The organism is Caulobacter segnis (genome assembly GCF_031454995.1).
In the GTDB taxonomy this organism is placed as follows: Bacteria; Pseudomonadota; Alphaproteobacteria; order Caulobacterales; family Caulobacteraceae; genus Caulobacter; species Caulobacter segnis_E.
Genome location: NZ_JAVDRV010000009.1, coordinates 16,942 through 41,719, shown reverse-complemented (window position 1 = coordinate 41,719; position 24,778 = coordinate 16,942). Strand labels below are relative to the sequence as shown.

Sequence of the window (24,778 nt, the reverse complement as noted above, 5' to 3'; positions counted from 1 at the left end):
CCAAGGGCGCGCGGCGGCAAAGTCGCGCCGAATCGTTTCCGAGGAGACCTCCCCATGAAGACCCGCGCCGCCGTCGCCTTCGAAGCCAAGAAGCCGCTGGAGATCGTCGAGGTCGATCTCGAAGGGCCCAAGGCCGGCGAGGTGATGGTCGAGATCAAGGCGACCGGCGTCTGCCACACCGACGCCTACACGCTGGACGGTTTCGACAGCGAGGGCATCTTCCCCTCGATCCTGGGCCACGAAGGCGCGGGCGTGGTGGTCGAGGTCGGGGCGGGCGTCACGTCAGTGTCGGTCGGCGACCACGTGATCCCGCTCTACACGCCCGAATGCCGCCAGTGCAAAAGCTGCCTCTCGGGCAAGACCAACCTGTGCACGGCGATCCGCGCGACCCAGGGCAAGGGTCTGATGCCGGATGGCACCAGCCGCTTTTCGTACAAGGGCCAGCCGATCTACCACTACATGGGCTGCTCGACCTTCTCGAACTACACCGTGCTGCCCGAGATCGCGGTGGCCAAGATCCGCCGCGACGCGCCGTTCAAGACCGCCTGCTACTGCGGCTGCGGCGTGACGACGGGCGTCGGCGCGGTGACCAACACCGCCAAGGTCGAGCCCGGCGCCAACGCCATCGTCTTCGGCCTGGGCGGCATTGGCCTGAACGTCATCCAGGGCCTGAAGCTGGTCGGCGCCAACATGATCGTTGGCGTCGATCTGAACCCGGCGCGCGAGGAATGGGGCCGCAAGTTCGGCATGACCCACTTCGTCAATCCGAACGACGTGCAGGGCGATCTGGTTCAGCACCTCGTCGCTCTGACCGACGGCGGGGCGGACTATACCTTCGACGCCACCGGCAACACTGGCGTGATGCGCACGGCGCTGGAGGCCTGCCATCGCGGCTGGGGCGAGAGCATCATCATCGGCGTGGCCGAGGCAGGGAAGGAAATCTCGACCCGTCCGTTCCAACTGGTCACGGGCCGGGTCTGGAAAGGCACGGCCTTCGGCGGCGCGCGCGGCCGCACCGACACGCCCAAGATCGTCGACTGGTACATGGACGGAAAGATCCAGATCGACCCGATGATCACCCACGTTCTGCCGCTGGAAGAGATCAACAAGGCCTTCGACCTGATGCACGCGGGCGAAAGCATCCGGACCGTGGTGACGTTCTAGCGCCAAGTTTCCCTCCCCCTTGATGGGGGAGGGTAGGGTGGGGGTGACGCTGGCGTTTGGCGCCATGCGCGCCGCCACCCTCGTAGATCACCCCCATCCCCAGCCCTTCCCCCATCGAGGGGGAAGGGAGTGGAGGCAAGCCGATGACCGTCGAAACCCTCTCCACCCATCGCGTCCACGGCGGAACGCTGCGGTATTGCAAGCACGACAGCACCAGCACCGGCACGCCGATGAAGTTCACGGTGTGGACGCCAGATGGCGAGGGGCCTTTTCCCTACCTCGTCTGGCTGTCGGGCCTGACCTGCACCGAGGACAATTTCACGGTGAAATCGGGCGTCTACGAACACGCCGCCAAGCATGGCGTCGCGATCGTCGCGCCCGACACCTCGCCGCGCGGGGAGGGCGTCGCCGACGATCCGGCCTATGACCTGGGGCAGGGGGCGGGCTTCTACGTCGACGCCACACAGGCGCCTTGGGCGCCGCATTTCATGATGCATTCCTATGTGACCGGCGACCTGCTGGCGGCGGTCGAGGGCGCCTTCCCGCTGGACGGCGCGCGCAAGGGGATCTTCGGCCATTCCATGGGCGGCCACGGCGCCTTGACCATCGCGCTGAAGCATCCCGAACTCTTCAAGTCGGTCAGCGCCTTCGCGCCGATCGTCTCGCCGCTGAACTGCCCGTGGGGCGATAAGGCGCTGAGCGCCTATCTCGGGCCCGACCGCGCCGCCTGGCGTCCCTACGACGCCTGCGCCCTGATCGAGGACGGCAAGGGCGGAAGCTTCGATGACATCCTGATCGACCAGGGCCTGGCCGACAATTTTCTGGAGAGCCAACTGAAGCCGGAACTGATCGAAGCGGCCGCCGCCAAGGCCGGCCGCAAGGTCACGGTTAGGCGGCGGGCCGGCTACGACCACAGCTACTTCTTCATCAGCACGTTCATCGGCGACCACCTGGCGTTCCACGCCGCCCGGTTGTGACTCTTTCGTAATTCATCCTGGGTTCAGGCGGCGAGCGCTCTTCTCACGGTCAAGCTGACTGGAGGGGAAACACCATGAAATTCGCGCCGCTCGCCGCCGTTATCGCCCTGGGCCTGAGCACCTCCGCCTGCGTGATCATCGACGCCGACGAGGGGCGCCACGACGTCTCGGTAACCCGGAGCGTTTCGGATGGCCTTGAGCCTCTGCAGGCCGTGCGGGTGGAGCGGGATGATCTCGTCATCCGCGTCTCGTCCAATGGCTGCACGCGTTCCGACGACTTCGCGGTCGAAAGCCAGCGCCGCGACGGCCGCACCGCTTTCACCTTCACCCGCAAACGGCCGGACATGTGCCGCGCGCTGATCGCCGAGGGTGTCGAGCTACGCTATCCGCTGGAGACGTTCGGCGTGGCTCGCGGCGACAAGATCCGCGTGCGCAATCCGCTGATCAGGCCGTAGCGGGTAAGGGCAGGGAAGATTGACTCCCCGCCCGCCTTCGCTCATAAACCGCGCCTTCACGCCGCCGGCTCGCCGCGCGGCGCGATGACCTTATGACGGATTGACCCGAAGCCGCCGTTGCGATCGCACCCCTTTTTCAAGGGGTACCGGCCCGGATCGTTAGAAAGAACGACTATGTCGAAGCGCCATAGCGCCAAGTACAAAATCGACCGCCGCATGGGTGAAAACCTGTGGGGCCGTCCGAAGTCCCCGGTCAACCAGCGCTCGTACGGCCCCGGCCAACACGGCCAGCGCCGCAAGAGCAAGGTTTCGGACTTCGGTCTGCAGCTGCGCGCCAAGCAAAAGCTGAAGGGCTACTACGGTAACCTGACCGAGAAGCAATTCTCGCGCACCTACGAGGAAGCCGCCCGTCGCAAGGGCAACACCTCGGAGAACCTGATCGGCCTGCTGGAATCGCGTCTGGACGCCATCGTCTACCGCGCCAAGTTCGTGCCGACCCCGTTCGCGGCTCGCCAGTTCGTCAACCACGGCCACGTCCTGGTTAACGGCAAGCGCGTCAACATCCCGTCGTACCGCTGCAAGGCCGGCGACGTGATCAGCGTCCGTGAAAAGTCGCGCAACATGGCTCTGGTTCTGGAGTCGCTGGCCTCGAACGAACGTGACTTCTGCGAGTACGTCTCGGTCGAAGCCAAGTCGATGACCGCCACCTTCGTCCGCGCTCCGGAACTGTCGGAAGTTCCGTATCCGGTGAAGATGGAACCGAACCTCGTCGTCGAATTCTACGCTTCGTAAGCGTCGGATCCGAAACGATACGGAAAAGGCCCCGGAGCGATCCGGGGCCTTTTTTGTTACAACGACCTCGGCGCGAAGCGGCTCAGCCGTACTTCTTGGCGAAGGCCTGATCGCTCATCGTGATGTAGATGATCGCCTCGACGAGCGCGGCGATCGACGGGATGAACGTCCAGCAGAACACCAGGTACAAGATCCCCCAGCCGACACGGCCCAGATAGAACTTGTGGCCGCCGATGCCGCCGAGCAGCAGGGCCAGCACAATGGCGATGACCCGGCTCTTGGAGCCCGCAGGGACAACGTCGGCCTGGGGCGCGCCGCAGTGCGGGCACTGAGGGGCCGACTTGTGAAGCGCCTTGCCGCAGCCCAGGCAATACTTCTTGTCAGTCAGGCTCGCGGCGTCGGACTGCGTGCTTGGCTTCGGTACTTCGATGACGTCAGGTTCGCTCATTGGCCCCCCAAATATGTAGCGTAAGACGAAGCTAAATCGCCAGCTCCACTTAAGCTAGTGATAAGACGGCAAACTTTCGGGCGTTGTTCGCGGAGGGGTCTTGCAATATCCCGCGAGGCTTCCTAGCTCAGTAACAGCGGGACCGGGCCCCTCTGGCGAGCGATGTGAGCGCTCGTGATGTCGGACCGCATCGGGTGTTCTCGATGTCTTGGGTCCGGCCGCCTATGCCCCCCTCCCCAGAAGGCGCCGTTCTCGGTCGAGAACACCCGATCCATCCTTTGGACCGGAGGTTCCTGAATGCCGCTTCTGATGTGCCCCAACTGCGACGGCTCCATGCAGGCCGTGCAACGCGCCGGCGTCGAGTTCGACATGTGCCCGCGTTGCCGCGGCGTCTGGTTGGATCGCGGGGAGCTCGAGAAGCTGATGGAATTGGAGCGGCAAGAGACGCAGGCCGTCTATAGTCAGCCGCGCCCCTACAGTCGCCCCGACCACCATCATGACCATCACCACGATCACCGGCCCGACGGGTACAAGCGTCGCGACGACGACGACCATCGCGGCGCCTACGGCTATAAGAAGAAAAAGCGTTTCGACCTGTTCGACATCTTCGACTGACAGACAAACCGATGAACCACTTCAAGACCTACATGCTGCTCGCGGGTCTGACGGCCCTGTTCGCCGGCGCCGGCTACCTGATCGGCGGCCCGACCGGCATGGCGATCGCCCTGGTCCTGGCCGTGGCGATGAACGCGTTCTCGTACTGGAACGCCGACAAGATCGTGCTGCGCACCTACGGCGCGGTCGAGGTCGATGAGAGCCATCGCGAACCGTTGATCCGCGACTACGCCATCGACGTGGCGGAGATGGCGGCCAAGGCTGGCCTGCCGCGTCCGCGCATCACGGTCATCGACAGCGTCCAGCCGAACGCCTTCGCCACCGGTCGCGACCCAGCCCACGCGGCCGTGGCCGCCACCACCGGCCTGCTGTCGCTGCTGACCCGCGACGAGATCCGGGGCGTGATGGCCCACGAACTGGCCCACGTGAAGAACCGTGACACCCTGACCATGACCGTGACGGCGACGATCGCCGGCGCGATCTCGGCCCTGGCCAACTTCGCCTTCTTCTTCGGCGGCTCGCGCGACGAGGAAGGCAACGGCGGCGGTATCGGCGGGATGATCGGCGCGATCGCCTTGGCCATCCTGGCCCCGATCGCCGCCATGCTGGTGCAGATGGCCATCAGCCGCGCGCGCGAGTACGAGGCCGACCGGGTCGGCGCTCACATCGCGGGCGACTCCGGCTCTCTGGCCCGCGCGCTTGAGAAGATCGAGGCCTATGCCCGCGGCGGCTACGAGAACGTCCAGGCCGAGCGCAATCCGGCCACGGCGCACATGTTCATCATCAACCCGCTGGCCGGGAAGGGCGCGGACAACCTGTTCTCGACGCACCCGGCCACCCACAACCGCGTCGAGGCTCTGATGCGGCTGGGCGTGGGGCAGGGCGCGCGGCGCGTGGCGGTTCCCGTGTCGGAACCGGCGGTTCGGCCCAGCGGCCTGGGCGGTAAGGCCGGTCCCTGGGGCTAGGGCCTAGGGCGTCAGCGCGGGCAGCCGGCTATACTCCCAGGACCAGGGGGCGCCGGTCTCGCCGAGCGCGGCCTTGACCAGAGCCGGGATGACCCGCTGGCCAACGCCGCTGTTGGTCAGGATGACCACGCAGCGGCGGCCCTTTCCGACGCAGACCAGCATGTTGTCGGTGATCTCGTTGTGGCCGCCCTTCAAGAACGAAGGGCCTTGAGGGCCGTCGAACACGACCACGCCGATGCCGGCCGCCAGCCCGATCTTGGCGTTGTCCGGGTTCTCCTCCGTGGTCAGGGTGGGGAATTCGTGGGCGCTCTTGATCGGTAGGCTGGGCTTGGCGAACTCGGCCCGGGCCTTGGCCGAAAGACCCCAACCCGAGGCCATGGCGGCCGCCAGCTTGCCCATGTCGCCGATCGTGGTGTCCAGTGAGCCGGCCGCCTTGACGCTGGACCGGTCGTCGTGGGGCTCCCACTTGCCGTTCTCGTCCTGGCCGTCGGCGAGGTTTCCGGCGAAGTCGTCGCGCCAGATCATGCTGGACCGCGTCATGCCCAGCGGCTGGAACAGCCGCCGGTTCATCTCCTCGCCGACATTCAAGCCCAGGCCTTGCTCGATGACGAACTGCATCAGGTTGATGCCTTCGCCCGCATAGGCGTAGCGGCTTCCTGGCTGGAACTTGATGTCCAGCTTTTCGTCGGGATTCAGCCAGCGGAAATTCGGGAAGCCGGCCGAATGGGTCATCAGCATTCGCGGCGTGATTTCGCGCCAGCGCGGGTCGTTGGCCAGGTCCGCATAGGCCTTGTAGTCGGGCAGGGGCTTGGGAAGGTAGGTCGCGATCGGCTTGTCGAGGTCCAGTTTGCCCTCGTCGACCAGCATCATGACGTAATAGGCGAAGGTCGCCTTGGTTACCGAGGCCGCGTACATCACGGTGTCCGGCGTCAGGGGATCGCCCTTGGCGTTGCGTACGCCGCGAGCCGTCACATAGACGAGCTTGCCATTCTCGACGAGCGCCATGGCCACGCCGGGAATCTTGCCCGCATCCCTCAGCCGGTCAATCTCGGCGTCCAGTTTCCGGTCGTCCGAAGCGGCGAAGGCCGGCGCGAGGGAAACGCTGGCCAGAAGGGCGGCCCATCCGAGGGCCGCGAAAGCAGAATGAACGCGCACGAAGACTCACTCCAAGACTGGTCAGGCGGCCGGTGGCGGGTGATCTTCAACTCAGTTCGAGTGGTTCGTACAGAGGTCGATGAACGGGCGCTTTTCACGCAGGGGTTTCATGTTCGCTGGCGCGACGCTCGCGCTGGCCGGTTGCGCGACGACGCCTCGACTGGTGGCTGGTGAGACCTGGCCCGAGCTCGAGCCGCTGCTGGCGGTCTCGCTGGGGCGGCGAGCGGTGACGATCCGGATCGAGAGCCGAGGCTGCGCGGACCGCGCCAACATGGTGTTCCGGGTGGATCGCGGGGGCGGCCGAGCGGTGGTCGCCTTCGCCCGCCGACGTCTGGAGACCTGCAAGGGTCCCACCGGCTGGGCGGACATGACGTTCAGCTATGAAGAGCTGGGTCTAAGGCGCGGCGAGCGGATCGTGATCGCCAATCCGGTTCTCAGCCCTTCGGCGTGAAGCGCTCGACCATCCAGGGCAAGACCCGCGCGGGCCGCTTGGCGGCGATGTCGATCAGCACCCAGTCGGTTCGGCTCTGGGCGCACATCTCGCCGTCGGGGCCGTCGATGCGGACATAGCGCTCGAAGCGCGGCCCCTTCAGCTCGCCAACCCAGGTATAGCCGACCGCGGTCTCGCCCAGCAGCAGTTCGCGGCGGTAGTCGATCTCATGACGGCGCGCGACCCAGCTCCACGGCGCGCGCTGCTCGTCGCTGGCCCAGGCTTCCCAATGGGCGATCGCCAGATCCTGCGCCCAGCCCAGATAGACCACGTTGTTGACGTGGCCGTTGGCGTCGATGTCCGACGCCTTGGGCTCGAATGTCAGGGAGAAGGCGTCAGAAGGCGGGACGAACAGCCGGCTCACGCGCGTCGCCGCGCGTTGTTTTTAGAGGGTGAGCCCCCCAAGCGGCGAACCGCTATGCACTTCGCCTGAGGGCTCACGCGGATTACGCCGCGAGCACGCCTTGTTCAGCCAGGAAGGTCTTCAGCTCGCCCGACTGGAACATCTCGCGGACGATGTCGCTGCCGCCGACGAATTCGCCCTTCACGTAGAGCTGCGGGATGGTCGGCCAGTCGGTGAAGGTCTTGACGCCCTGGCGCAGCTCGTCGTCCTGCAGAACGTCGACGCCAACGAACGCGACGCCCAGGTGGTCGAGGATCTGCACCACGACCGACGAGAAGCCGCAGCGAGGCTGGTCGGGCACGCCCTTCATGAACACGACGACCGGGTTCTCGGCCACGGTCTTGGCGATGAAGTCGAGGGCGGGGGAGGCGGCGGCGTCGGTCATGGAAAGCGTCCTTGGCGAAGCCTCTCAGCTAGGCGCCGTCGCGGTCGGGGTCAAGTGCGACGATCATGCCAGTCCAGCGGCCTTCCGGCGTTCTTGGGCCGAGAAGCGGGCCAGATCGATTTGGGCGCGGAGGTTGTCGGGCAGCTCGCGGCCGACCACGGCGGCCAGGCGCTGGATGTCGGCGGGGTGTTCCACGGTGACGCGAACGGAGGTCAGGAGGGGCTCGGCCAGGGCGTAGGCCAGGCAAATCTCCTCGGCGCTCCAGTCCGGCGTGTCATGCAGGAAATCATAGCCGCCGATGCCCGCCAGCGGGTCTATGCGCCGCCGCCAGAGCGAGGGGCGAGGCAGGTTCTGGCCGCCACTACGCAGCGCCTGGGGCCAGAAATCCTCGCCAAGGACCGCCAGCCCCCGGCGTTCGGCCTCGCGGATACGTTGGCGGTCGGGCAGGCCCGAGGTCAGGTTGAACGGGGAGGCGATGGCGACCAGCAGCTCGTTGTCCAGCAACGCCTGATCGATTTCGCCCCGCGTGGCGACGCCGAGACCGGGCGCGTCGCCGTTCGCGCGCGGGCCAAACAGGTCGTGCTCCAAGGCCGGGGGCAAGGTGGGGCCTTGGGGATCATTGACCAGGACAAGGTCCGCCTGGTCGAGGCCCAGCGCGTCGAAGTCGCCCGCCAGCGTCCGCTCGGGCGCGCCGCGAACCCGCAGGGTGACGAACAGCCTTTGGCGCTCGACCGTGGCGAAAGCGTCTCGGACGCCTTGCCGCAGGGCTTCGGAGGCGCCGTCGATCTGAAGACTGTTGATCCCGCTTTCCAGCGCCGCCAGCATCAGATCGCGCGTCTCCTGGGCGCCCGAGCATGAGTCATCGCCCAGGCGCAAGGTCAGCGCCGATATCGCCACGCCCGACTTGCCAAAGGGACGATAGCGCACGTCGGGGCGACCTATTCGGCGGGGGCGGCGGTTTCTAGGGCCAAGGCGTGCAGGGTCCCGCCCAACACGTCGGCCAGCGCCTTGTTGACCAACTGGTGCTGACGCACGCGCGGCAGGCCCTTGAAGGCGGGCGAGACAATCCGCGCCTTCCAGTGATCGTTGTCGCCGGCCAGGTCGGTCAGCACGATCTCGGAATCGGGGAACGCCGCCGTGAGGCGCGCTTCGAGCTCGGCGTGGGACATGGGCACGGCTGAAAACTCCGGTCTGCTAAAGATTCACTGGCGCGGGATGTCTTGAAAACCATCCCGCGACGTCTTGGCGCATGTGGGATTTAATTGAATTCGGCTCTCAGCGCACGGCATGTAAGCGCCATGCACAAGCTTTCTCGCGCCGCGGCGCTCCTATTCGCCATCGCTTCGCTCGCTAGCGCCGCTCCCCCCGCCTTGGCCGGGCCCGGCGACAAGGCGCTGGAGGACGTCCGTATCCTGTCCGCCGACGACATGCAGGGCCGCGCGCCGGGCGCGCCGGGGTCGGAGAAGGCCAGGGCCTATATCCTGTCGCGCTTCGCCCAGATTGGCCTCGCGCCCATCGGCGAGCGGTTCGAGCAGCCGTTCACCTTCGTCAAGCGTGACGGCTCAACGGTTCAAGGCGTGAACCTCGTGGCGCGCATCAAGGGGACGGAAGGCGGCAAGGCGATGGTGGTGTCGGCCCACTACGATCACCTGGGCGTCCGCGACGGGGAAATCTACAACGGCGCCGACGACAACGCCTCGGGCGTGGCGGGCCTCTTGGCCGTGGCCGAGGCGTTCAAGGCGAAGCCTCCCAAGCATGACGTGATTTTCGCGGCGGTTGACGCCGAGGAGGGCGGCCTGCGCGGCGCACGGGCCTTCGCCGCCAAGCCGCCGGTCCCGCTGGAGACGATCGCGCTGAACGTCAATTTCGACATGCTGAGCAAGAACCAAAAGAACGAGCTCTATGTCGCCGGCGCGGCGCCGTTCCCCTACCTAAAGCCGATCCTCGTCAAGGTCGCGACGACCGCGCCGGTGACCCTGAAGCTCGGCCACGACACCGACGTTGACGGCAAGGAGAACAACTGGAGCAACCAGTCCGACCACTACGCCTTCGGCGAGAAGGGCGTGCCGTGGGTCTATTTCGGCGTCGAGGACCATCCCGAGTACCATAAGCCCACCGACGACTTCGCGACCTTGCCCCAGGACTTCTTCAAGCGCTCGGTCGCGACGGTCGTGCAGGCGGGCCTGGCCTTGGAGCGGGACCTGGATGACGTGGTCAAGGCTTCGGGGCGCTAGGGGTGAACCCGAAGCGAGCTTGGGGTCCGTTGGCGGAAAAACTCTTTCCTGCTTGAATCGACGCAGGGCATCGTGGCGCGCGAGGCGAAGGGAGGCGTAAGATCGACACCGTCGGCTTGAAGGCTCGGATCCTCAACGCCGTCCCGACGATCGCCCTGATCGCGGGCGCGGCCCTGGCGGCGGACTATGTCCTCAATGTCCTGATCCGCGGCGTCCCCTCGGCGTTCACGCCGGTGACGACGCTGATCATCGCCACGGCCGTCGCCACGCCCCTGTCCTATTGGCTCACCAGTCAGCGCCTTCGCCTGGAAGAACTTCGGGACGCCCTGTCGGCCAGCGTCGAGAGCAAGCAGAAGGCTATCGAGGAGGCCGAGGAGGCGCTGGCCAAGTATCGGGAGGCGGATCGTCTCTATCGGCTGTTGGGCGACAATCTGACCGACCACGTGGCGCTCTGGAGCCGAAGGGGCGAGCGAATCTACAGCTCGCCCAGCATCGAGCGGATTTCCGGCTACAGCGCCGAGGAGTTCCTGAACCTTCCACCGACCGCGATGGTCAGCGAAGCGGACTTCACGCGGGTCCAAGGCGTGATCCAGAGTCTCACGCCCGGCGGACCGCCCGCTAGCGCCGACTACGAATGCATCCGCAAGGATGGCTCGGTCATCTGGCTGGAAAGCACCTATTCGCGGCTGGGCGATGGTTCGGGCATCCTGCTGGTCACCTCGCGTGACATCACCGAGCGCAAGCGCCTGGAGCTGGACATCGCCCGGGCGCTGGAGTTGGCGGAAGCGGCCTCGGCGGCCAAGTCCGACTTCCTGGCCAACATGACCCACGAGTTGCGCACCCCGTTGACGGCGATCATCGGCTTCGCCGAGGTGCTGCGGCGATCAGGGAAGCTGGACGAGACGTCCGCGCGCCAGGCCGGACATATCCTGGACGCCAGCAACACGCTGCTCAGCGTGGTCAACGACGTCCTGGATTTCTCGCGCCTGGAGGCCGCTGGCCTGGAGTTGGATCCCGCGCCATTCGATCCCGCCGCCATGGCCTCGTCCTGCGCGGCGCTGGTCGAGGAACGCGCCGACGCCAAGGGCCTCGCGGTGGTCGTGGAAACCGCCGAAACCATCGCGCCGATGAACCTGGACGGGTCGCGCCTGTCGCAGGTGCTGCTGAACTTCCTGTCGAACGCCGTGAAGTTCACCGTCCATGGCGGTATCACGGTGAGGCTGCTCCAGCGGCGCGCGGGCGATGAGGCGCTGTTGCGGGTGGAAGTCGCGGACACAGGAATCGGCGTCGCGCCCGAAAACCGCGAGGCGATTTTCGACCGTTTCTCACAGGCCGACGCGGCGGTTTCGCGGCGGTTCGGCGGTACGGGCCTGGGCCTGGCCATCTCGCGCCGCATCATTGATCACATGGGCGGCCGCATCGGGGTCGACAGCGTCGAAGGCGAAGGCTCCACCTTCTGGTTCGAGGTGCGAGGTCCCCTGGCCGACGCGCCATCGGCTCCCGCCGAGACCGTGGAAACCCTGAACGCGGAATCCGGCGTCCGGCTGCTGCTGGTCGAGGACAACGCGGTGAACCGCGAGCTGGTCAAGGCGATGCTGGAGCCCTTCGGCGTGATCGTGGAGACCGCCAATGACGGCGTCGCCGGTGTCGAGGCCATGCGGCAGGGCGAGTTCGACCTTGTGCTGATGGACGTGCAGATGCCGGTCAAGGACGGCCTGACCGCCACCCGCGAAATCCGCGCCTTGGAAGGGGCGCGCGGGGCGGCGACGCCGATCATCGCCATGACCGCCAACGTCCTGCCCGAGCAGGTCGCCAACTGCCTCGCGGCCGGCATGGACGACCACCTGGGCAAGCCGATCAGCCCGTCGAAGCTTTTGGAGACGGTGGCGCGATGGTCGGGTAGAAGTCACGCGGCCTAGCTGGCGACGCCTTTCGGCGACGTCATGGATATGACGGCCTGATTTCTGGCTAAGCGGCCCGCCTTCGCCGCCTAGTCGTTGGTGTGACCTTCCGTCGTGTTAAATACAGGCGCCAAATCCGCGTGAGATATTAGCGTGCCCAAGAGCATAGATGAGTTCGATTGGGCGAGCACGCCGCTGGGCGCCAAGGAATCTTGGCCGGCGGCGCTGAAGACAACCCACGACATCATCATGGGCACCGAGTTCGCGATATGCGCGACCTGGGGATCCGAGCAGACGCTGATCTACAATGCCGCCTATATTCCGTTTCTCGGGGCTCGACATCCCGGGGCCTTGGGGCGGCCGATCCCCGAGGTCTGGTCGGACGTCTGGGACGATATCGCGCCTCTGATCCAAAGAGCGATGGCGGGCGAGAGGGTCTACATGGAGAACATGCACCTGGTCATGACCAGGAACGGCTCTCCCGAAGACACCTATTGGACCTTCTCCTATAGCCCCTTGCGAGATGGCGATCGGGTCGAGGGCATCATCGACATCGCCATCGAAACGACGGGACAAGTCTTGCTCGAGCGGGAACGCGCGCTGGTAATGGGCGAGACCACTCACCGGCTGAAGAACACCTTGGCCTTGGTGCAGGCCATCGCCCAGCAGACGCTTCGCGACATCCCCGACCGCGAGCGTGTTCAGGCGTTTGATGACCGGCTGCACGCCCTAGCCAGCGCTCACGACGTGCTTCTGCAACACGAGTGGAACGGCGCGGACCTGCGGGGCCTCGTGGAAGCGGCCCTGGGGCGCGTGGTTGACCGGGCTCGGTTCGAGGTCGAGGGACCGCGATTGGTGGTCAAGGCGCCGATCGCTCAGAATGTCTCGCTGCTGGTTCACGAACTGGCGACCAACGCGATCAAGTACGGCGCGCTGACCCAAGAGGGCGGGCGCGTATCCGTCAGTTGGGCGCGCGAGGGCGAACTTGTCCGCATGGAATGGCGCGAGCGGGGAGGGCCGCCCGCCACCGCGCCCAAACGCAAGGGTTTCGGATCCCGCCTGGTCGGCCTGGGCCTGACTGGAAATGGCGGCGTCGAGAAGGATTTTGGACCGGAAGGCCTGACGGTTCGTCTCACGGCTCCCGTCGAGAGCCTGCTCGAGGTCTGACCGAAGGCGGAAAGGACGCGCCGGCCCTCAGTCCACGCAGATCGCGGCGGTCGCCTTGCCGTTTTCGACCTTGGCGTAGCAGCCGAACTGGCGGTCGGTCTTCTGGCACCGGCCCGTGGCCGCGCCTTGCGGCTCCAGATTGCCTTCCAGGATGCAGGCGCCTTGGCACTGGCTCTTGTCGGCGCAGGTCTTGCCCGCGTCGGCATAGGGCGTGACGCACGTCGGGATCTGGGCCCTGCCGACAGGCTGGATCGTCCCGCCCTTGGCCGAGCAGGCGGCGGCGAGCGTCTCGGCCGTCGGCGCCGCCGGCTGGCCGGTGGGCGCGCAGCCGACGATCAGCAGGGCGGCGAGGGCGGTCAAGGCCAGCATGCGCATCCGGTCGATCCTTCGATCAGGCCTTGGGGGCGTTCATATAGCCCGGCAGCCAAGCCTCGTGGGCCGTACGCAGAGTGTCCAGCGGAATGCTGAAAAGACCCTTCGACGCGAAGTCGTTCCCGCCGGCCACGCCCGCGACGATCGCGTGGACGCCAGCGTCCTTGGCCGCGTCCAGAACCGCGTCGGGATCGGGCGTGGCGATCAGGTAGCGGGCCTGGTCCTCGCCGAACAGGTAGGGGTGGGCGTGGGCGTCGCTGGTGGCGTTCAGGGTGATCCCGACCTTGCTGGCCAGGGCCACGTCGGCCGCGGCGACCAGCAGGCCGCCGTCCGACAGGTCGTGGACGCCGGCCACCAGGCCCGAGGCGATCAGGCCGCGCACGAAGTCGCCGTTCTTCTTCTCGGCGGACAGGTCGACCGGCGGCGGGGCGCCGTCCTCGCGACCCAGGATTTCGCGCAGATAGATGGAAGCGCCCAGCTCTCCATGCGTATCGCCGACCAGCACCAAGGTGTCGCCCTCGGCCACGTTGCCGAAGCCCGTGCGCAGGTCGTAGTCCTCGAGCAGGCCCACGGCGCCGACGGTCGGGGTCGGCGGAATGGCCACGCCGTTGGTCTCGTTATAGAGGCTGACGTTGCCGCTCACGACAGGGAAGTCCAGCGCGCGGCAAGCCTCGGCCATGCCGTCGGTGGCGCGGACGATCTGGCCCATGGTCTCGGGCTTCTCGGGGCTGCCGAAGTTCAGGTTGTCGGTGATGGCGATCGGCAGGGCGCCGGCGGCCGTCAGGTTGCGCCAAGCCTCGGCGACGGCCTGCTTGCCGCCCTCATAGGGATCGGCCTGGACGTAGCGCGGGGTGCAGTCGCTGGTGACCGCGATGGCCTTGCCGGTGTCGTGGATGCGGACGATGCCCGCGTCGCAGCCGGTGGCGCTGTCTTCCAGCGTGTCGGCCATCACGTGGCGGTCGTACTGCTCCCACAGCCAGCGCTTGGAGGCCATGTCGGGGCAGCCGACGACCTTCAGGACCGCCTGGGTCCAGTCGGTCGGGCCGGGGATCTTGCCCGGGTCAAGGCGCGCGTCGAGCTTGGGCTGGACCCACGGGCGATCATACAGCGGCGCGTCGTCGAACAGCGGGGCCAGCGGCACGTCGCAGACCGTCTCGCCATGATGCTTCAGCACCAGGCGGCCGGTGTCGGTGGTGTAGCCGATGACGGCGGCGTCCAGGCCCCACTTTTCGAAGATGGCGTGGCCGTCCTGCTCGCGGCCGGGCTTCAGGACCGCCAGCATGCGCTCCTGGCTTTCCGACAGCATCATCTCGTAGGCGCTCATGCCTTCTTCGCGCTGAGGGACCATGTCCATGTTCAGCTCGATGCCGACGCCGCCCTTGCCGGCCATCTCGACCGACGAGGAGGTCAGGCCCGCCGCGCCCATGTCCTGGATGGCGGCGACCGCGCCGGTGGCCATCAGCTCAAGGGTCGCTTCGATCAGCAGCTTCTCGGCGAAGGGGTCGCCGACTTGCACGGTGGGGCGTTTCTCTTCCGAGTCCTCGGTGAACTCGGTCGAGGACATGGTCGCGCCGTGGATGCCGTCGCGGCCGGTCTTGGAGCCGAAATAGACCACCGCCAGGCCCGGGCCCGGAGCCGCCGAGTAGAAAATGCTGTCGGCCTTGGCCAGGCCCACGCACATGGCGTTGACCAGGATGTTGCCGTTGTAGCCCTTGTGGAAGTTGGTCTCGCCCGCGACCGTGGGCACGCCCACGCAGTTGCCGTAACCGGCGATGCCGGCGACCACGCCGTCCACCAGACGCTTGGTCTTGGGGTGCTCGGGATCGCCGAAGCGCAGGGCGTTCAGGAGGGCGATCGGCCGCGCGCCCATCGTGAAGACGTCGCGCATGATGCCGCCCACGCCCGTCGCCGCGCCCTGGTAGGGCTCGATGTACGAGGGGTGGTTGTGGCTCTCCATCTTGAAGATGATCGCGTCGCCGTCGCCGATGTCGATCACGCCGGCGTTCTCGCCGGGACCGCAGATCACGCGGGGACCGCTGATCGGGAACTTCTTCAACTGGTTCTTCGAGGACTTGTACGAGCAGTGCTCGGACCACATCACCGAGAAAACGCCCAGTTCCACCAGGTTGGGCTCGCGGCCCAGGCGCTTGAGGACGACGTCATACTCGGCGGGCTTCAGGCCGAACTCGGCGGCCAATTCGGCCATGGGCTTTTGGGGCGTGCTCATGGACGCGGGGTCTAGCGGATTCCAAGAGCCCTGTCAGCGGCGGAGGTCCCGCAAACCGAGCGCGCCTAGAGGCCAAATTCGACCCACAGCGGATAATGGTCCGAAATCCGCCAGGACAACTCGGTGCGGTTCAGGTCTTTCAGGACCAAGCCCTGAAAGTTCACGCCGCCCGCCTGGCGGTACTTCAGCGACAAATAGGGCCTCCCCCTCACGGTCTCGAACCAGGCGATCTGGTCGAAGAAGCTCTTTAGATCGGGGTTGTCCAGCGATGACGACAGGGTCCGCGGCACCTTCAACAAGCCTGGCGCTGGCGTGAGACCCGTGGACGTGAAGGCCTGCCACAACGGATCGCCGTGGCGGTCGATGTTGAAGTCGCCCATGGCGATCAGGTTGTGGCCGAAGTCGTCCTCCTGTTCGGCCCACTGGCGCAGCCACTTGGCGATGCCGGTCAGTTCGGCGACGCGATCCCGGCTGGCCGCGCCATAGATCACATGCAGCGTGACCAGCACGACAGTCTGCTCGCCGGCCTGAAAGCCGACCGCGTAGGGTGTGCGAACGAACTGACGCTGAAAGGCGTTGGCGGGCGAGGAGAACGGCGTGTCGATGTCCTCGGGCACCACCAGTTCGCAGGCCAGGCCCGAGAGCTTCACCCGCCGCGTGTCGAAGACATAGGCCAGCCTTTCACCGTTGCCGGGCTGGCCATATGTGACGTCGGTCATGACGAAGCCGTAGTCGGGACCCAGCTTCTTCAAGGTGTGGCGCAGGGCGCGGAGATTGGCCTTCACCTCCTGGATCGCGACGATGTCGAACCGAGACAGCACCTCGGCGATTAGCACGCAGGCGTGGAAGTCGCGGCGCGGAGAGTCTCCGGGCTGGCTGGCCCAGCTCTTGGTCAGGTTGCCGAAGGCGCGGATGTTCCATGTACCGATCAGCAGATTGTCGCCGTCGGTCTTGGGTGGGATTTGCGCCAGCACGGTCGACAGAGCCAGCAAGTCGTCCGTAACGACTTGGGGCGGAGGGTCGGTGATCTCGGCCATGACAATTATCTCGCCCAGGTTGAGAGAATAGTCATCCTCGACAACAGTATTAGCAAGCTGGGTGACAGGTTCGTGATGGGCGCCCGTCGCCGGCGCCGGTCACGACCGTTGCTCTCCCCGCGACCGATGAGGGGGTAAATATCAGTGATTTCTTTAGCTTAGCTAGAATTAAGGCGGCTTGACCGGAGGAACGGGTCGACTCCGGGTTCGTTCTTTTCACGTGCGTCACGAGCGCGCTGTGAACCAAGGAGAAGCCCGATGGCTGACAAGGACCGCAATCCGCAGCAGCAGCAGAACGACCAACAACGCCCGGCGCCGGGCCAGCAACAACAGCAAGGCCAGCCGCGCCAGAACGAGCAAGGCCGCAATCCTGGCGGTCAGGCCGACCAGGCGGGTCAAACCGAGGAACGGCGCGACCAGCGCTGACCTCGCAGATCTCTCCGTGGAGGAAAGGCCGGCGGTGATCCGCCGGCCTTTCTTTTTGGCTACTTGGCGTCGACGACCGGCAGCTCGATGAAGCTGGCCGTGTCGCCGGCGTGGAACACCCGCTGCGTCGCCTTCACGTAGTCGCTGGGCTTGGCGAAGAAGATGTTCGGCACGAAGGTCTGCGGGTTGCGATCGTAGAGCGGGAACCAGCTGGACTGGACCTGCACCATGATCCGGTGGCCCGGCTGGAAGGTGTGGTTCGCCGTCGGCAGGATGAACTCGTACTTCAGCGGTTTGTTAGGCGTCAGCGCTTTGGGCTGGCTGAAGCTCTCGCGATAGCGGCCGCGGAAGATGGTCATGCCGACGGGCAGTTCATAGCCGCCCAACTCGGTCTGGCTGGGAACCTCGTCCGGATAGACGTCGATCAGCTTGATCACCCAATCGCTGTCGGTCCCGCTGGTCGAGGCGAACAGGTTCACCTTCGGCACGCCGGCGATCTTCAGCGGTTCCTTCAACGGCTCGGTGACATAGGTCACGACGTCGGTGCGGCTCTCGGCGTGACGCTGGTCGCTAACCAGCCAGGCCTTCCAGCGGTCGCCGTCGGCGAACTGCACGGGGCGCTGTACGTAGGGAACGGGCTTGGCTGGATCCGAGACATACTCGTCATAGGCCGCCGCGCCCTTCGTCGCCGCCGGCGCGGTGAAAGACAGGCCACCCTTGGCGTCGAAGTAGAGAGCCTTGCCCGGCTTGCTCAGGCTGCCGCCCTGGGGCCAGCTTGCGTAGCGGTTCCACTTGTTCTGGCCCGGATCATAGATCAGCACCGGCGGGGTGTCGGCCTTGGCGCCGTCCTTTAGGTGCTGGTCGAAGAAGGGCTTGAGCACGTCGCGGCGGAACTGCAGCGCGGTGTCGCCGTCCCACTTGAACGGACCCAGGTTGTAGCCGTCATAGTTGACCTGACTGTGCCGCCACGGGCCCAGCACCAGGTAGTTCATGTCGTTGTTCTTGTCCTTGGACTCCAGCGCCGGATACGAGCGCACCGCGCCCCAGATGTCCTCCTGGTCCCACAGGCCCTGGATCCACATGGTCGGCACCTTCAGCGGCGTCTTTTCCATGGTCTTGTCCAGCGCCTGCTCGCTCCAGAAGCTGTCATAGGCGGTGTGGTCGGCCAGCTTCTTCCACCAGGGCAGTTGGTCCAGGCCGTGGTTCTTGGCGTAGTCGCCGGCCGATCCCTCGCGCAGGAAGTTGGAATAGTCGTCATAGCCCTGGCGCTGGACGCCTTCGCCCGCGCCGCGCACGCTCGTCTGGCGGGCGAAGTAGTCGAAGTTGATCTGGCGGAAGGCGCCGTACTGGAACCAGTCGTCGCCCATCCAGCCGTCGATCATCGGGCTCATCGGCGCGGCGGCCTTCAGCGCCGGGTGCGGATTGACCAGGGCCATCACCACCGTGAAGCCTTCGTACGAGCTGCCCAGCATGCCGACCTTGCCGTTGGTCTCGGGTACGTTCTTCACCAGCCAGTCGATGGTGTCGTAGGCGTCGGTGGAGTGGTCGACCTCGGAGCTGTTCAGCGGCCCCTTCAGCGGGCGCGTCATCACGTAGTCGCCTTCGGAGCCATACTTGCCCCGGATGTCCTGGAAGACGCGGATATAGCCGCCGTCGGCCACGAACGGCTCGTCGCCCTGGGGCATGGCGCCGACCATGCGCGGGCTGTCGGCGCGAGCGGCGCGCTTGGCGGCGTTGTAGGGGGTGCGGGTCAGCATGATGGGCAGGTTCTTGCCGCCCTTGGGCACGACGATGACGGTGTAGAGCTTGGTCCCGTCGCGCATCGGCACCATCACCACGCGCTTTTCGTAGTCGTAATTGATCTTGGTCTGGACGTACTTGCCGTCGATGTCCGGCGTCATCGCCGTGATCTGGGCGTGCGCGGCGACGGCGAACACGGAAGCGGCCGCGGCGGCGAGCAAGCCGGCGCGCAAGGCGGAAACGAAACGCATGAGTGGCCCTCCTACAGAGGGCGGCACCTTAGGACCGGGATTTGCGGGCTGCTACACTGTAACAGCGTTCCGGAGCCCATTTTTGTCCGAGAGCAGAGCGCCTAGGCGCTCTGGAAGATGCTGCGGAACAGCACCGCGCCGTCCTCCGAGCCGAGGTCGGCGTCGAAGGCGCGGTCTGGGTGGGGCATCAGGCCCAGGACGTTGCCCTTGGCGTTGACGATGCCGGCGATGTCGCGGGCCGAGCCGTTGGGGTTTTCCTTGTAGCGGAACACCACCTGGCCTTCGCCTTCGATCCGGTCGAGGGTCTCCTCGTCGGCGAAGTAGTTGCCCTCGCCGTTACCGACCGTCATGACCGCCTGGCGTTGTTCGCCGTAACCGGCCGTGAAGCGGGTCTGGCCGTTGACGATATCGAGCTCGACGGGCTTGCAGACGTACTTCAAGCCCGCGTTGCGCAGCAGGGCGCCGGGCAGCAGGCCCACTTCGGTCAGCACCTGGAAGCCGTTGCAGATGCCGACGACCGCCACGCCCTTGTCGGCGGCGGCGACGACTTCCTTCATGACGGGGCTCAGCGCCGCCATGGCGCCGCAGCGCAGGTAGTCGCCGTAGGAGAAGCCGCCGGGCAGGACGATCAGGTCCAGGTCGTCCGGCAGCGCCGTCTCCTGGTGCCAGACCATTTCGACACGCGCCCCAGCGGAGCGCTCGATGGCGACCTTGCAGTCACGATCGCAGTTCGAACCCGGAAAAACGACGACGGCGGCTTTCATGGCGCGGGCCTGTAGCACCGTTCGGGCGGAATGTCAGTCACGTCGGACGGATATTACGCGCACTGGTCCAATTCCGGCTCCACCGCCTCGCCGCTCGGGGGCGGGAAGGGCGACTTGAAGGTGAAGGCGGCGGGCGTCGGGCCATGGGCCTCCAGGTGGGCGAGCTTCTCCAGCGCCTCCTCGACGGTCGGCGTGTGGCCGGCCGGGACCCACCACAGCGTCATGTAGAGGTCCATGTGCTCGAACCACTCGCGGCGGCGGCGCATGATCTCGATGTGGCCGCTGCGATAGACGAAGGCGCCCAACGACGGGATGTCGGTCCAGACCGAGAGGTTCGGGATGAATAGCGGGTCGTCGCCGATGGCCAGGTCCGTGGCGTTGTTGCCGTCGCCTTTCAGCCGCCAGACGAAACCGGGCGATCCCTCGGCCAGCGCGTTGATGCGATCCAGGTTGTCGGCGAAGTCCTTGATCATCGGATGATCGATCGGCGCCTTCAGGCGGCCGACATTGACCTGGGCCAAGTGGAACGTCTCGCTCATCAGGGTCTCCCTTCCGCTCGACGCCGAACATTGTGCCGCGAAGCTTCGAGCGGAAGGGGGCGCGGCGCGAGACCCGCCTTAAACTTTCGTCATCGTGCGGCCGGCTACAGCTCGATCATGTCGAAGTCAGACTTTGGCGTGCCGCACATCGGACAGATCCAGCCGGCGGGGATGTCGGCCCACCGCGTTCCGGGCGAGAGCCCTTCGGCGGGATCGCCCTGTTCCTCGTCATAGATGTAGCCGCAGGTGCGGCACTGCCAGACCTTGAAGGGTTCCGCGCTCATCGCCCGCCGCCTCAGTGCATCTTGAAGCGGATCGGCACGGCCTTGGGGCCGCAGACGAAGTTGGCGGTCATGCGGGCGGGCGTCCCGTCCAGCTCGACGCTGTCGAGGCGGGAAAGCAGCTCCTCCCACAGCACCCGCATCTCCATCCGCGCCAGGTGTTGGCCGAGGCAAATGTGCGCGCCATAGCCGAAGGCGATGTGCTTGTTGGGCGCGCGGTCGACCTTGAAGCTGAACGGGTCCTCGAACACCGTCTCGTCGCGGTTGCCGGATGGGTAGGACAGGAACAACCAGTCGCCCTTGGCGATCTTCTTGCCGGCCAGTTCGGCGTCGGCCGTGGCGGTGCGCATGAAGTGCTTCACCGGCGTGACCCAGCGGATCGACTCCTCGATCAGGCCCGAGATCAGCGACGGATCTGCCTTGACCTTGGCGAACTGGTCGGGGTTTTCGGCGAGCGCCCACAGCGCGCCGGCGGTGGTCGAGGAGGTGGTGTCGTGGCCGGCCGTGGCGGCGATGATGTAGTAGCTCATCGCCTCCAGGTGGCCCATCGGCTCGCCGTTGATCTTGCCGTTGGCGATGAGGCTGGCCAGGTCGTCGCGCGGCTTGGCCCGGCGATCCTCGGTCATGGCGTTGAAGTACATCATGAAGTCCATGACCACGGACTGGATGCTGTCGACGCCTTCACCGGCGTCGGTGATCGTCTTGCCGCTGCGGTTCAGGTCCGGGTCGGCGTTGCCGAACAGCTCCTGGGTCAGTTTCAGCATGCGAGGCTCGTCGCTCTCCGGAACGCCCAGCACCTCCATGATCACGTGCAGTGGATAAAGGAACGCCACATCGCGGGCGAAATCGCAGCGGTCGCCATGCTCGGCCATGCGGTCGACGAAGCCTCGGGCGATCTCGCGGATCCTGGCCTCCAGCGCCCGCAGGTTCTGCGGCAGCAGCGCGCCTTGCGTGACCTTGCGGTAGGCGAAGTGGTCCGGATTATCCATCTGCACCAGCGAGCGGACGAGGTGAGGCGACCCGCCCATCATCTCGCGCACCTTGCGGTCGGCCTCGATCGTGGTCAGGACCGTGGCGCGGTCGCCGTTGTGGAACAGCTCGTTCTGCCGTTCGACCTCCAGGATGTCGGCGTGGCGCGTGACGACCCAGAACGGATCGAAGCCCTCGGGCTGGGCGATATCCAGCGGGGCCTCCTTGCGCAGCCAGGCGAAGGCCTGGTCGACGCGATCGCCGTCGGCGTAGGCGGTGGGATCGACAATGTCCTTGGCGATGTCGGCGGGGATCGTCATGCGGGCCTCCTGGCTCCTCCCGAGGATGGCTCTGCGGCCATCTCAATTATTTGCTTGTTGTCCAACAAATAACTAAGTTCTACAAGATGACATCGTCCCTTAAGGTTCCCGAGCGCCGCACCCAGTCCGACCGCCGCCAGCAGTCGGAGGCCGAACTGCTGCGCGCCGCGGCGGAGCTAATCGCCGAGCAGGGCGTGGCGGCGGCCACCTTCGAGAACATCGGGCTGCGGGCCGGCTATAGCCGAGGGCTTGTGACCCAGCGCTTCGGCTCCAAGCAGGGGTTGATCGAGGCGCTGATCGGCCGGCTGCAGGCGCGGCTCGAGGCTCAGATGGACGACCGCCGCCTCGACCAGCTCAACGGGCTGGAGGCGGTGCTGGGCTTCGTCGACGCCTTCCTGACGAACCTGTCGCGGGACGGCGAGATGCGGGCCTATTTCGTGCTGCTGGCCGGCGCGGTGGCCGACGTGTCGGAGCTGCGCGCGCCCTTCGCCCTGGCGCACAAGGGCGCCGAGGAGCGGCTGGAGGCCATGGTCCTGCGCGGCCAGGCCGAGGGCGTGATCCGCGCGGCGCTCAACGCCGACGCGGCCGCTCTGATGGTGGGGTCGTTGCTGCTGGGCCTGTCGACCCAGCTGCTGATCGATCCCGGCATGGACCTAGAGCCCATCCGGGAGACCAGCCTGGCGATGCTCAGGACGAGCTTCGCTGTTTAAGCCACGTCGATGCGGTAGCTCTCGATGACCGTGTTGGCCAGCAGCTTCTCGCACATGGCCTTGACCTCGGCCTTGGCCTTTTCGGCGTCGGTCTCGGCCAGGTCGAACTCGATCACGCGGCCGACGCGGGCGTCCTTGACCGAGGGCCAGCCCAGGCCATGCAGGGCGTTCTCGACGGCCTTGCCCTGGACGTCGAGCACGCCGGGCTTCAGGAACACGTGGACGGTGGCTTTCAACTCTAAATCTCCTCACCCGTGGAACGGGGGAGGGGGACCGCGAAGCGATGGAGGGGGCGTCGCCCAGCCATCCGTCGCATCGGGCTTTTCGCCCCCTCCGTCACGCGGCCGCGCCGCGCGCCACCTCCCCCGCGCGCGGGGGAGGAGAACCCAAGCTTAGTGCACGCCGCCTTGGATGACGGTCGGCATTTCCTTCATGATCCCCAGGCGGCGGGCCACCTCGGTATAGCTCTCGATGACGTTGCCCAGGTCGCGGCGGAAGCGGTCCTTGTCCAGCTTTTCGTTGGTCGCGGCGTCCCACAGGCGGCAGCTGTCCGGGCTGATCTCGTCGGCCAGGATGATGCGCGAGAAGTCGCCCTCGTAGACGCGGCCGAACTCGATCTTGAAGTCCACCAGCGTGATGCCGACGCCGCTGAACAGGCCCGACAGGTAGTCGTTCACCCGCAGGGCCATGGCCATCATGTCGTCGATCTCCTGGGTCGCGGCCCAGTTGAACGCGGTGATGTGCTCCTCGGAGACCATCGGGTCGCCGAGCTTGTCGTCCTTATAGTAGAACTCGATGATCGAGCGGGGCAGGGGCTGGCCCTCGGTCAGGCCCAGGCGCGTGGCGATCGAGCCGGCGGCGATGTTGCGCACCACGACCTCGAGCGGGACGATCTCGACTTCCTTGATCAGCTGCTCGCGCAGGTTCAGGCGGCGGATGAAGTGGTTCTGCACGCCGATCGAATTCAGACGAGTCATGATGTACTCGCTGATCCGGTTGTTGATCACGCCCTTGCCTTCCAGGACCGCCTTCTTCTGCGCGTTGAACGCGGTGGCGTCGTCCTTGAAATACTGGATCAGGGTGCCGGGCTCGGGGCCCTCGTACAGGATCTTGGCCTTGCCTTCGTAAATCTTCTTGCGACGGGTCGTCATGGCTCTCGTCGAGGCCCTTTTTGGAAGCGCGCGCCGCCCATACCCGGAAAAACTTCCCGAGAAACGAAAAGCGCGCGCGGCGGATAGCTGCGCGCGGCTTTCGACTCAAGGCCGCTCACTAAAAAATGTCCTCCGGAACCTACCTGAATGAGCGCTTACGCGCAAACAAAGGCGCGGAGTTTGGTTTATGGTGAGACCATAAACGCCGCCTCGGGACGATCCCGAGATTGCGGATGGAAGCGGCACGATATATGCAGCCGCCGTAGGAGCATGATAGCCGAAAGTGGACGCCGGTTTTGGCGACCATCATGCTCAAAATGTTTAGAATTAGAGCTTGCGGGGCCAAATCGATGGATTTGGTCCCGCAAGCGGGCGACTTTGGGGCCTTCATGACCACCTTCGACGAACGCGAGCAGGGTTTCGAACGTAAGTTCGCGCTGGACCAGGAACTGGAATTCAAGGCGGCCGCGCGCCGCAACCGCCTTCTGGGCGAGTGGGCGGCTGGCCTGATGGGCCTGGCGACCGCCGAGGAATACGCGCGCGCCGTGGTCAAGTCCGACTTCGAACAGCCGGGCGACGACGACGTTTTCCGTAAGGTTTACGAGGACCTGAAGGGTTCGGGCGTCTCGATCGGCGAAGGCGAGGTCCGCATGAAGATGGCCGAGCTGCTGGCCCAGGCCCGCGAGCAGATCAAGGCTGGCGAATAAGCGCTGGCGATATCGCCGGATGAATGGGGCCGCCTTTCGGGGCGGCCTTTTTCATGCGCGGTCGACGCCCCGCGCGGTGTTCGATTTATTCTAAAATCACCTCAGGTTGAGGCTCGCGACGCGCCGCGCTCGC

The 24,778-nt window shown here is 66.0% G+C and carries 29 protein-coding genes; 13 read left to right on the top strand and 16 right to left on the bottom strand.

Annotation, left to right across the window (positions count from 1 at the left end):
- The first annotated feature begins 54 nt into the window (after positions 1–54).
- The 4 genes from J2728_RS21360 to rpsD all read left to right on the top strand — a co-directional run bounded on the left by J2728_RS21360 (position 55) and on the right by rpsD (position 3,388).
- Positions 55–1,164 carry an S-(hydroxymethyl)glutathione dehydrogenase/class III alcohol dehydrogenase gene (locus J2728_RS21360; protein WP_310002196.1) on the top strand — a complete coding sequence of 370 codons (1,110 nt, stop codon included), beginning with the start codon at positions 55–57 and terminating at the stop codon, positions 1,162–1,164.
- A 143-nt stretch (positions 1,165–1,307) separates the two neighbouring features.
- Positions 1,308–2,141 (top strand): S-formylglutathione hydrolase, encoded by an 834-nt coding sequence (gene fghA / locus J2728_RS21355; RefSeq protein ID WP_310002194.1) that lies wholly within the window; start codon positions 1,308–1,310, stop codon positions 2,139–2,141.
- Positions 2,142–2,215: 74 nt separating this feature from the next.
- A complete protein-coding gene (locus J2728_RS21350; RefSeq protein WP_310002193.1) occupies positions 2,216–2,596 on the top strand; it encodes a hypothetical protein in 381 nt (126 codons plus the stop codon).
- A gap of 174 nt (positions 2,597–2,770) precedes the next feature.
- Positions 2,771–3,388, top strand: a complete 618-nt coding sequence (rpsD, locus tag J2728_RS21345) for a 30S ribosomal protein S4 (protein ID WP_310002192.1) — start codon at positions 2,771–2,773, stop codon at positions 3,386–3,388.
- An 82-nt stretch (positions 3,389–3,470) separates the two neighbouring features.
- On the opposite strand, the gene J2728_RS21340 is transcribed toward rpsD, so the two are convergent.
- Positions 3,471–3,836, bottom strand: coding sequence for a TM2 domain-containing protein (locus J2728_RS21340; RefSeq protein ID WP_310002191.1), 366 nt, complete (start codon positions 3,834–3,836; stop codon positions 3,471–3,473).
- A gap of 297 nt (positions 3,837–4,133) precedes the next feature.
- On the opposite strand from J2728_RS21340, the gene J2728_RS21335 reads away from it, so the two are divergent.
- Positions 4,134–4,451 carry a TFIIB-type zinc ribbon-containing protein gene (locus J2728_RS21335; RefSeq protein WP_310002190.1) on the top strand — a complete coding sequence of 106 codons (318 nt, stop codon included), beginning with the start codon at positions 4,134–4,136 and terminating at the stop codon, positions 4,449–4,451.
- A gap of 11 nt (positions 4,452–4,462) precedes the next feature.
- Entirely contained in the window at positions 4,463–5,416 is a 954-nt protein-coding gene (gene htpX, locus J2728_RS21330) for a zinc metalloprotease HtpX (protein WP_310002188.1), read from the top strand.
- Between the two features lie 3 nt (positions 5,417–5,419).
- Here htpX and J2728_RS21325 read toward each other — a convergent pair whose 3' ends face one another.
- Positions 5,420–6,571, bottom strand: coding sequence for a serine hydrolase domain-containing protein (locus tag J2728_RS21325; RefSeq protein WP_310002186.1), 1,152 nt, complete (start codon positions 6,569–6,571; stop codon positions 5,420–5,422).
- Positions 6,572–6,680: 109 nt separating this feature from the next.
- Between J2728_RS21325 and J2728_RS21320 the strand changes: the two genes are divergently transcribed.
- Positions 6,681–7,022: a hypothetical protein gene (locus tag J2728_RS21320; RefSeq protein ID WP_310002185.1), complete on the top strand. Its 342-nt coding sequence runs from the start codon at positions 6,681–6,683 to the stop codon at positions 7,020–7,022.
- Here J2728_RS21320 and J2728_RS21315 read toward each other — a convergent pair.
- From J2728_RS21315 to J2728_RS21300, 4 genes are all read right to left on the bottom strand, one after another.
- Positions 7,006–7,425: an acyl-CoA thioesterase gene (locus J2728_RS21315; RefSeq protein WP_310002183.1), complete on the bottom strand. Its 420-nt coding sequence runs from the start codon at positions 7,423–7,425 to the stop codon at positions 7,006–7,008. The genes J2728_RS21320 and J2728_RS21315 overlap by 17 nt on opposite strands.
- Before the next feature lie 82 nt (positions 7,426–7,507).
- Complete coding sequence (gene grxD, locus J2728_RS21310) at positions 7,508–7,849, bottom strand: Grx4 family monothiol glutaredoxin (protein ID WP_310002182.1); 342 nt, start codon at positions 7,847–7,849, stop codon at positions 7,508–7,510.
- Positions 7,850–7,912: 63 nt separating this feature from the next.
- Positions 7,913–8,776, bottom strand: a complete 864-nt coding sequence (locus tag J2728_RS21305; protein WP_310002181.1) for a hypothetical protein — start codon at positions 8,774–8,776, stop codon at positions 7,913–7,915.
- A gap of 11 nt (positions 8,777–8,787) precedes the next feature.
- On the bottom strand, positions 8,788–9,024 hold the full coding sequence (locus J2728_RS21300; protein ID WP_223393871.1) for a BolA/IbaG family iron-sulfur metabolism protein: 237 nt from the start codon (positions 9,022–9,024) through the stop codon (positions 8,788–8,790).
- 123 nt (positions 9,025–9,147) lie between these two features.
- Between J2728_RS21300 and J2728_RS21295 the strand changes: the two genes are divergently transcribed.
- The 3 genes from J2728_RS21295 (at position 9,148) to J2728_RS21285 (ending at position 13,151) form a co-directional block, all read left to right on the top strand.
- Positions 9,148–10,083: a M20/M25/M40 family metallo-hydrolase gene (locus J2728_RS21295; RefSeq protein WP_310002180.1), complete on the top strand. Its 936-nt coding sequence runs from the start codon at positions 9,148–9,150 to the stop codon at positions 10,081–10,083.
- A 101-nt stretch (positions 10,084–10,184) separates the two neighbouring features.
- Positions 10,185–12,002, top strand: a complete 1,818-nt coding sequence (locus J2728_RS21290) for a PAS domain-containing hybrid sensor histidine kinase/response regulator (RefSeq protein ID WP_310002330.1) — start codon at positions 10,185–10,187, stop codon at positions 12,000–12,002.
- Positions 12,003–12,137: 135 nt separating this feature from the next.
- Positions 12,138–13,151, top strand: a complete 1,014-nt coding sequence (locus tag J2728_RS21285) for a sensor histidine kinase (RefSeq protein ID WP_310002178.1) — start codon at positions 12,138–12,140, stop codon at positions 13,149–13,151.
- A 27-nt stretch (positions 13,152–13,178) separates the two neighbouring features.
- Here J2728_RS21285 and J2728_RS21280 read toward each other — a convergent pair whose 3' ends face one another.
- The 3 genes from J2728_RS21280 to J2728_RS21270 form a co-directional block, all read right to left on the bottom strand.
- Positions 13,179–13,526: a hypothetical protein gene (locus tag J2728_RS21280; protein WP_310002177.1), complete on the bottom strand. Its 348-nt coding sequence runs from the start codon at positions 13,524–13,526 to the stop codon at positions 13,179–13,181.
- Positions 13,527–13,542: 16 nt separating this feature from the next.
- Positions 13,543–15,750, bottom strand: coding sequence for a phosphoribosylformylglycinamidine synthase subunit PurL (gene purL / locus J2728_RS21275; protein ID WP_310002176.1), 2,208 nt, complete (start codon positions 15,748–15,750; stop codon positions 13,543–13,545).
- Positions 15,751–15,815: 65 nt separating this feature from the next.
- Positions 15,816–16,787, bottom strand: a complete 972-nt coding sequence (locus tag J2728_RS21270; RefSeq protein ID WP_310002175.1) for an endonuclease/exonuclease/phosphatase family protein — start codon at positions 16,785–16,787, stop codon at positions 15,816–15,818.
- Between the two features lie 258 nt (positions 16,788–17,045).
- Here J2728_RS21270 and J2728_RS21265 point away from each other — a divergent pair, with 258 nt between their 5' ends.
- A complete protein-coding gene (locus tag J2728_RS21265; RefSeq protein WP_310002174.1) occupies positions 17,046–17,213 on the top strand; it encodes a hypothetical protein in 168 nt (55 codons plus the stop codon).
- A gap of 59 nt (positions 17,214–17,272) precedes the next feature.
- Here the strand turns inward: J2728_RS21265 and J2728_RS21260 are convergent, their stop codons facing one another.
- The 5 genes from J2728_RS21260 to J2728_RS21240 form a co-directional block, all read right to left on the bottom strand.
- Positions 17,273–19,204 carry a CocE/NonD family hydrolase gene (locus J2728_RS21260; protein WP_310002173.1) on the bottom strand — a complete coding sequence of 644 codons (1,932 nt, stop codon included), beginning with the start codon at positions 19,202–19,204 and terminating at the stop codon, positions 17,273–17,275.
- Between the two features lie 101 nt (positions 19,205–19,305).
- On the bottom strand, positions 19,306–19,968 hold the full coding sequence (purQ, locus tag J2728_RS21255; protein ID WP_013078379.1) for a phosphoribosylformylglycinamidine synthase subunit PurQ: 663 nt from the start codon (positions 19,966–19,968) through the stop codon (positions 19,306–19,308).
- Between the two features lie 53 nt (positions 19,969–20,021).
- Positions 20,022–20,507, bottom strand: coding sequence for a DUF3291 domain-containing protein (locus J2728_RS21250; RefSeq protein ID WP_310002172.1), 486 nt, complete (start codon positions 20,505–20,507; stop codon positions 20,022–20,024).
- A gap of 104 nt (positions 20,508–20,611) precedes the next feature.
- Positions 20,612–20,791, bottom strand: a complete 180-nt coding sequence (locus J2728_RS21245) for a rubredoxin (protein WP_310002171.1) — start codon at positions 20,789–20,791, stop codon at positions 20,612–20,614.
- Between the two features lie 11 nt (positions 20,792–20,802).
- The gene (locus J2728_RS21240) at positions 20,803–22,077 is read right to left on the bottom strand and encodes a cytochrome P450 (protein WP_310002170.1); all 1,275 of its coding nucleotides are present in this window, start codon (positions 22,075–22,077) and stop codon (positions 20,803–20,805) included.
- An 86-nt stretch (positions 22,078–22,163) separates the two neighbouring features.
- Between J2728_RS21240 and J2728_RS21235 the strand changes: the two genes are divergently transcribed.
- A complete protein-coding gene (locus J2728_RS21235; protein ID WP_310002169.1) occupies positions 22,164–22,787 on the top strand; it encodes a TetR/AcrR family transcriptional regulator in 624 nt (207 codons plus the stop codon).
- Here J2728_RS21235 and purS read toward each other — a convergent pair.
- On the bottom strand, positions 22,784–23,023 hold the full coding sequence (purS, locus tag J2728_RS21230) for a phosphoribosylformylglycinamidine synthase subunit PurS (RefSeq protein WP_099442644.1): 240 nt from the start codon (positions 23,021–23,023) through the stop codon (positions 22,784–22,786). The two genes, J2728_RS21235 and purS, sit on opposite strands and share 4 nt — an antisense overlap.
- Positions 23,024–23,179: 156 nt before the next feature.
- Positions 23,180–23,938, bottom strand: a complete 759-nt coding sequence (purC, locus tag J2728_RS21225; protein ID WP_099538612.1) for a phosphoribosylaminoimidazolesuccinocarboxamide synthase — start codon at positions 23,936–23,938, stop codon at positions 23,180–23,182.
- 389 nt (positions 23,939–24,327) lie between these two features.
- Between purC and J2728_RS21220 the strand changes: the two genes are divergently transcribed.
- On the top strand, positions 24,328–24,645 hold the full coding sequence (locus tag J2728_RS21220; RefSeq protein ID WP_041538493.1) for a DUF1476 domain-containing protein: 318 nt from the start codon (positions 24,328–24,330) through the stop codon (positions 24,643–24,645).
- Positions 24,646–24,778: the final 133 nt, after the last annotated feature.

What these genes read in the sequence shown, in the direction of transcription:
- J2728_RS21245 (WP_310002171.1), bottom strand. Translation starts at nt 20,791, where the DNA reads ATGAGCGCGGAACCCTTCAAGGTCTGGCAGTGCCGCACCTGCGGCTAC.
- htpX (WP_310002188.1), top strand. Translation starts at nt 4,463, where the DNA reads ATGAACCACTTCAAGACCTACATGCTGCTCGCGGGTCTGACGGCCCTG.
- J2728_RS21350 (WP_310002193.1), top strand. Translation starts at nt 2,216, where the DNA reads ATGAAATTCGCGCCGCTCGCCGCCGTTATCGCCCTGGGCCTGAGCACC.
- rpsD (WP_310002192.1), top strand. Translation starts at nt 2,771, where the DNA reads ATGTCGAAGCGCCATAGCGCCAAGTACAAAATCGACCGCCGCATGGGT.
- J2728_RS21360 (WP_310002196.1), top strand. Translation starts at nt 55, where the DNA reads ATGAAGACCCGCGCCGCCGTCGCCTTCGAAGCCAAGAAGCCGCTGGAG.
- J2728_RS21240 (WP_310002170.1), bottom strand. Translation starts at nt 22,077, where the DNA reads ATGACGATCCCCGCCGACATCGCCAAGGACATTGTCGATCCCACCGCC.
- J2728_RS21265 (WP_310002174.1), top strand. Translation starts at nt 17,046, where the DNA reads ATGGCTGACAAGGACCGCAATCCGCAGCAGCAGCAGAACGACCAACAA.
- purL (WP_310002176.1), bottom strand. Translation starts at nt 15,750, where the DNA reads ATGAGCACGCCCCAAAAGCCCATGGCCGAATTGGCCGCCGAGTTCGGC.
- grxD (WP_310002182.1), bottom strand. Translation starts at nt 7,849, where the DNA reads ATGACCGACGCCGCCGCCTCCCCCGCCCTCGACTTCATCGCCAAGACC.
- J2728_RS21250 (WP_310002172.1), bottom strand. Translation starts at nt 20,507, where the DNA reads ATGAGCGAGACGTTCCACTTGGCCCAGGTCAATGTCGGCCGCCTGAAG.
- purC (WP_099538612.1), bottom strand. Translation starts at nt 23,938, where the DNA reads ATGACGACCCGTCGCAAGAAGATTTACGAAGGCAAGGCCAAGATCCTG.
- J2728_RS21220 (WP_041538493.1), top strand. Translation starts at nt 24,328, where the DNA reads ATGACCACCTTCGACGAACGCGAGCAGGGTTTCGAACGTAAGTTCGCG.
- J2728_RS21280 (WP_310002177.1), bottom strand. Translation starts at nt 13,526, where the DNA reads ATGCGCATGCTGGCCTTGACCGCCCTCGCCGCCCTGCTGATCGTCGGC.
- J2728_RS21270 (WP_310002175.1), bottom strand. Translation starts at nt 16,787, where the DNA reads ATGGCCGAGATCACCGACCCTCCGCCCCAAGTCGTTACGGACGACTTG.
- J2728_RS21260 (WP_310002173.1), bottom strand. Translation starts at nt 19,204, where the DNA reads ATGCGTTTCGTTTCCGCCTTGCGCGCCGGCTTGCTCGCCGCCGCGGCC.
- J2728_RS21335 (WP_310002190.1), top strand. Translation starts at nt 4,134, where the DNA reads ATGCCGCTTCTGATGTGCCCCAACTGCGACGGCTCCATGCAGGCCGTG.
- J2728_RS21235 (WP_310002169.1), top strand. Translation starts at nt 22,164, where the DNA reads ATGACATCGTCCCTTAAGGTTCCCGAGCGCCGCACCCAGTCCGACCGC.
- J2728_RS21295 (WP_310002180.1), top strand. Translation starts at nt 9,148, where the DNA reads ATGCACAAGCTTTCTCGCGCCGCGGCGCTCCTATTCGCCATCGCTTCG.
- purQ (WP_013078379.1), bottom strand. Translation starts at nt 19,968, where the DNA reads ATGAAAGCCGCCGTCGTCGTTTTTCCGGGTTCGAACTGCGATCGTGAC.
- J2728_RS21340 (WP_310002191.1), bottom strand. Translation starts at nt 3,836, where the DNA reads ATGAGCGAACCTGACGTCATCGAAGTACCGAAGCCAAGCACGCAGTCC.
- J2728_RS21320 (WP_310002185.1), top strand. Translation starts at nt 6,681, where the DNA reads ATGTTCGCTGGCGCGACGCTCGCGCTGGCCGGTTGCGCGACGACGCCT.
- fghA (WP_310002194.1), top strand. Translation starts at nt 1,308, where the DNA reads ATGACCGTCGAAACCCTCTCCACCCATCGCGTCCACGGCGGAACGCTG.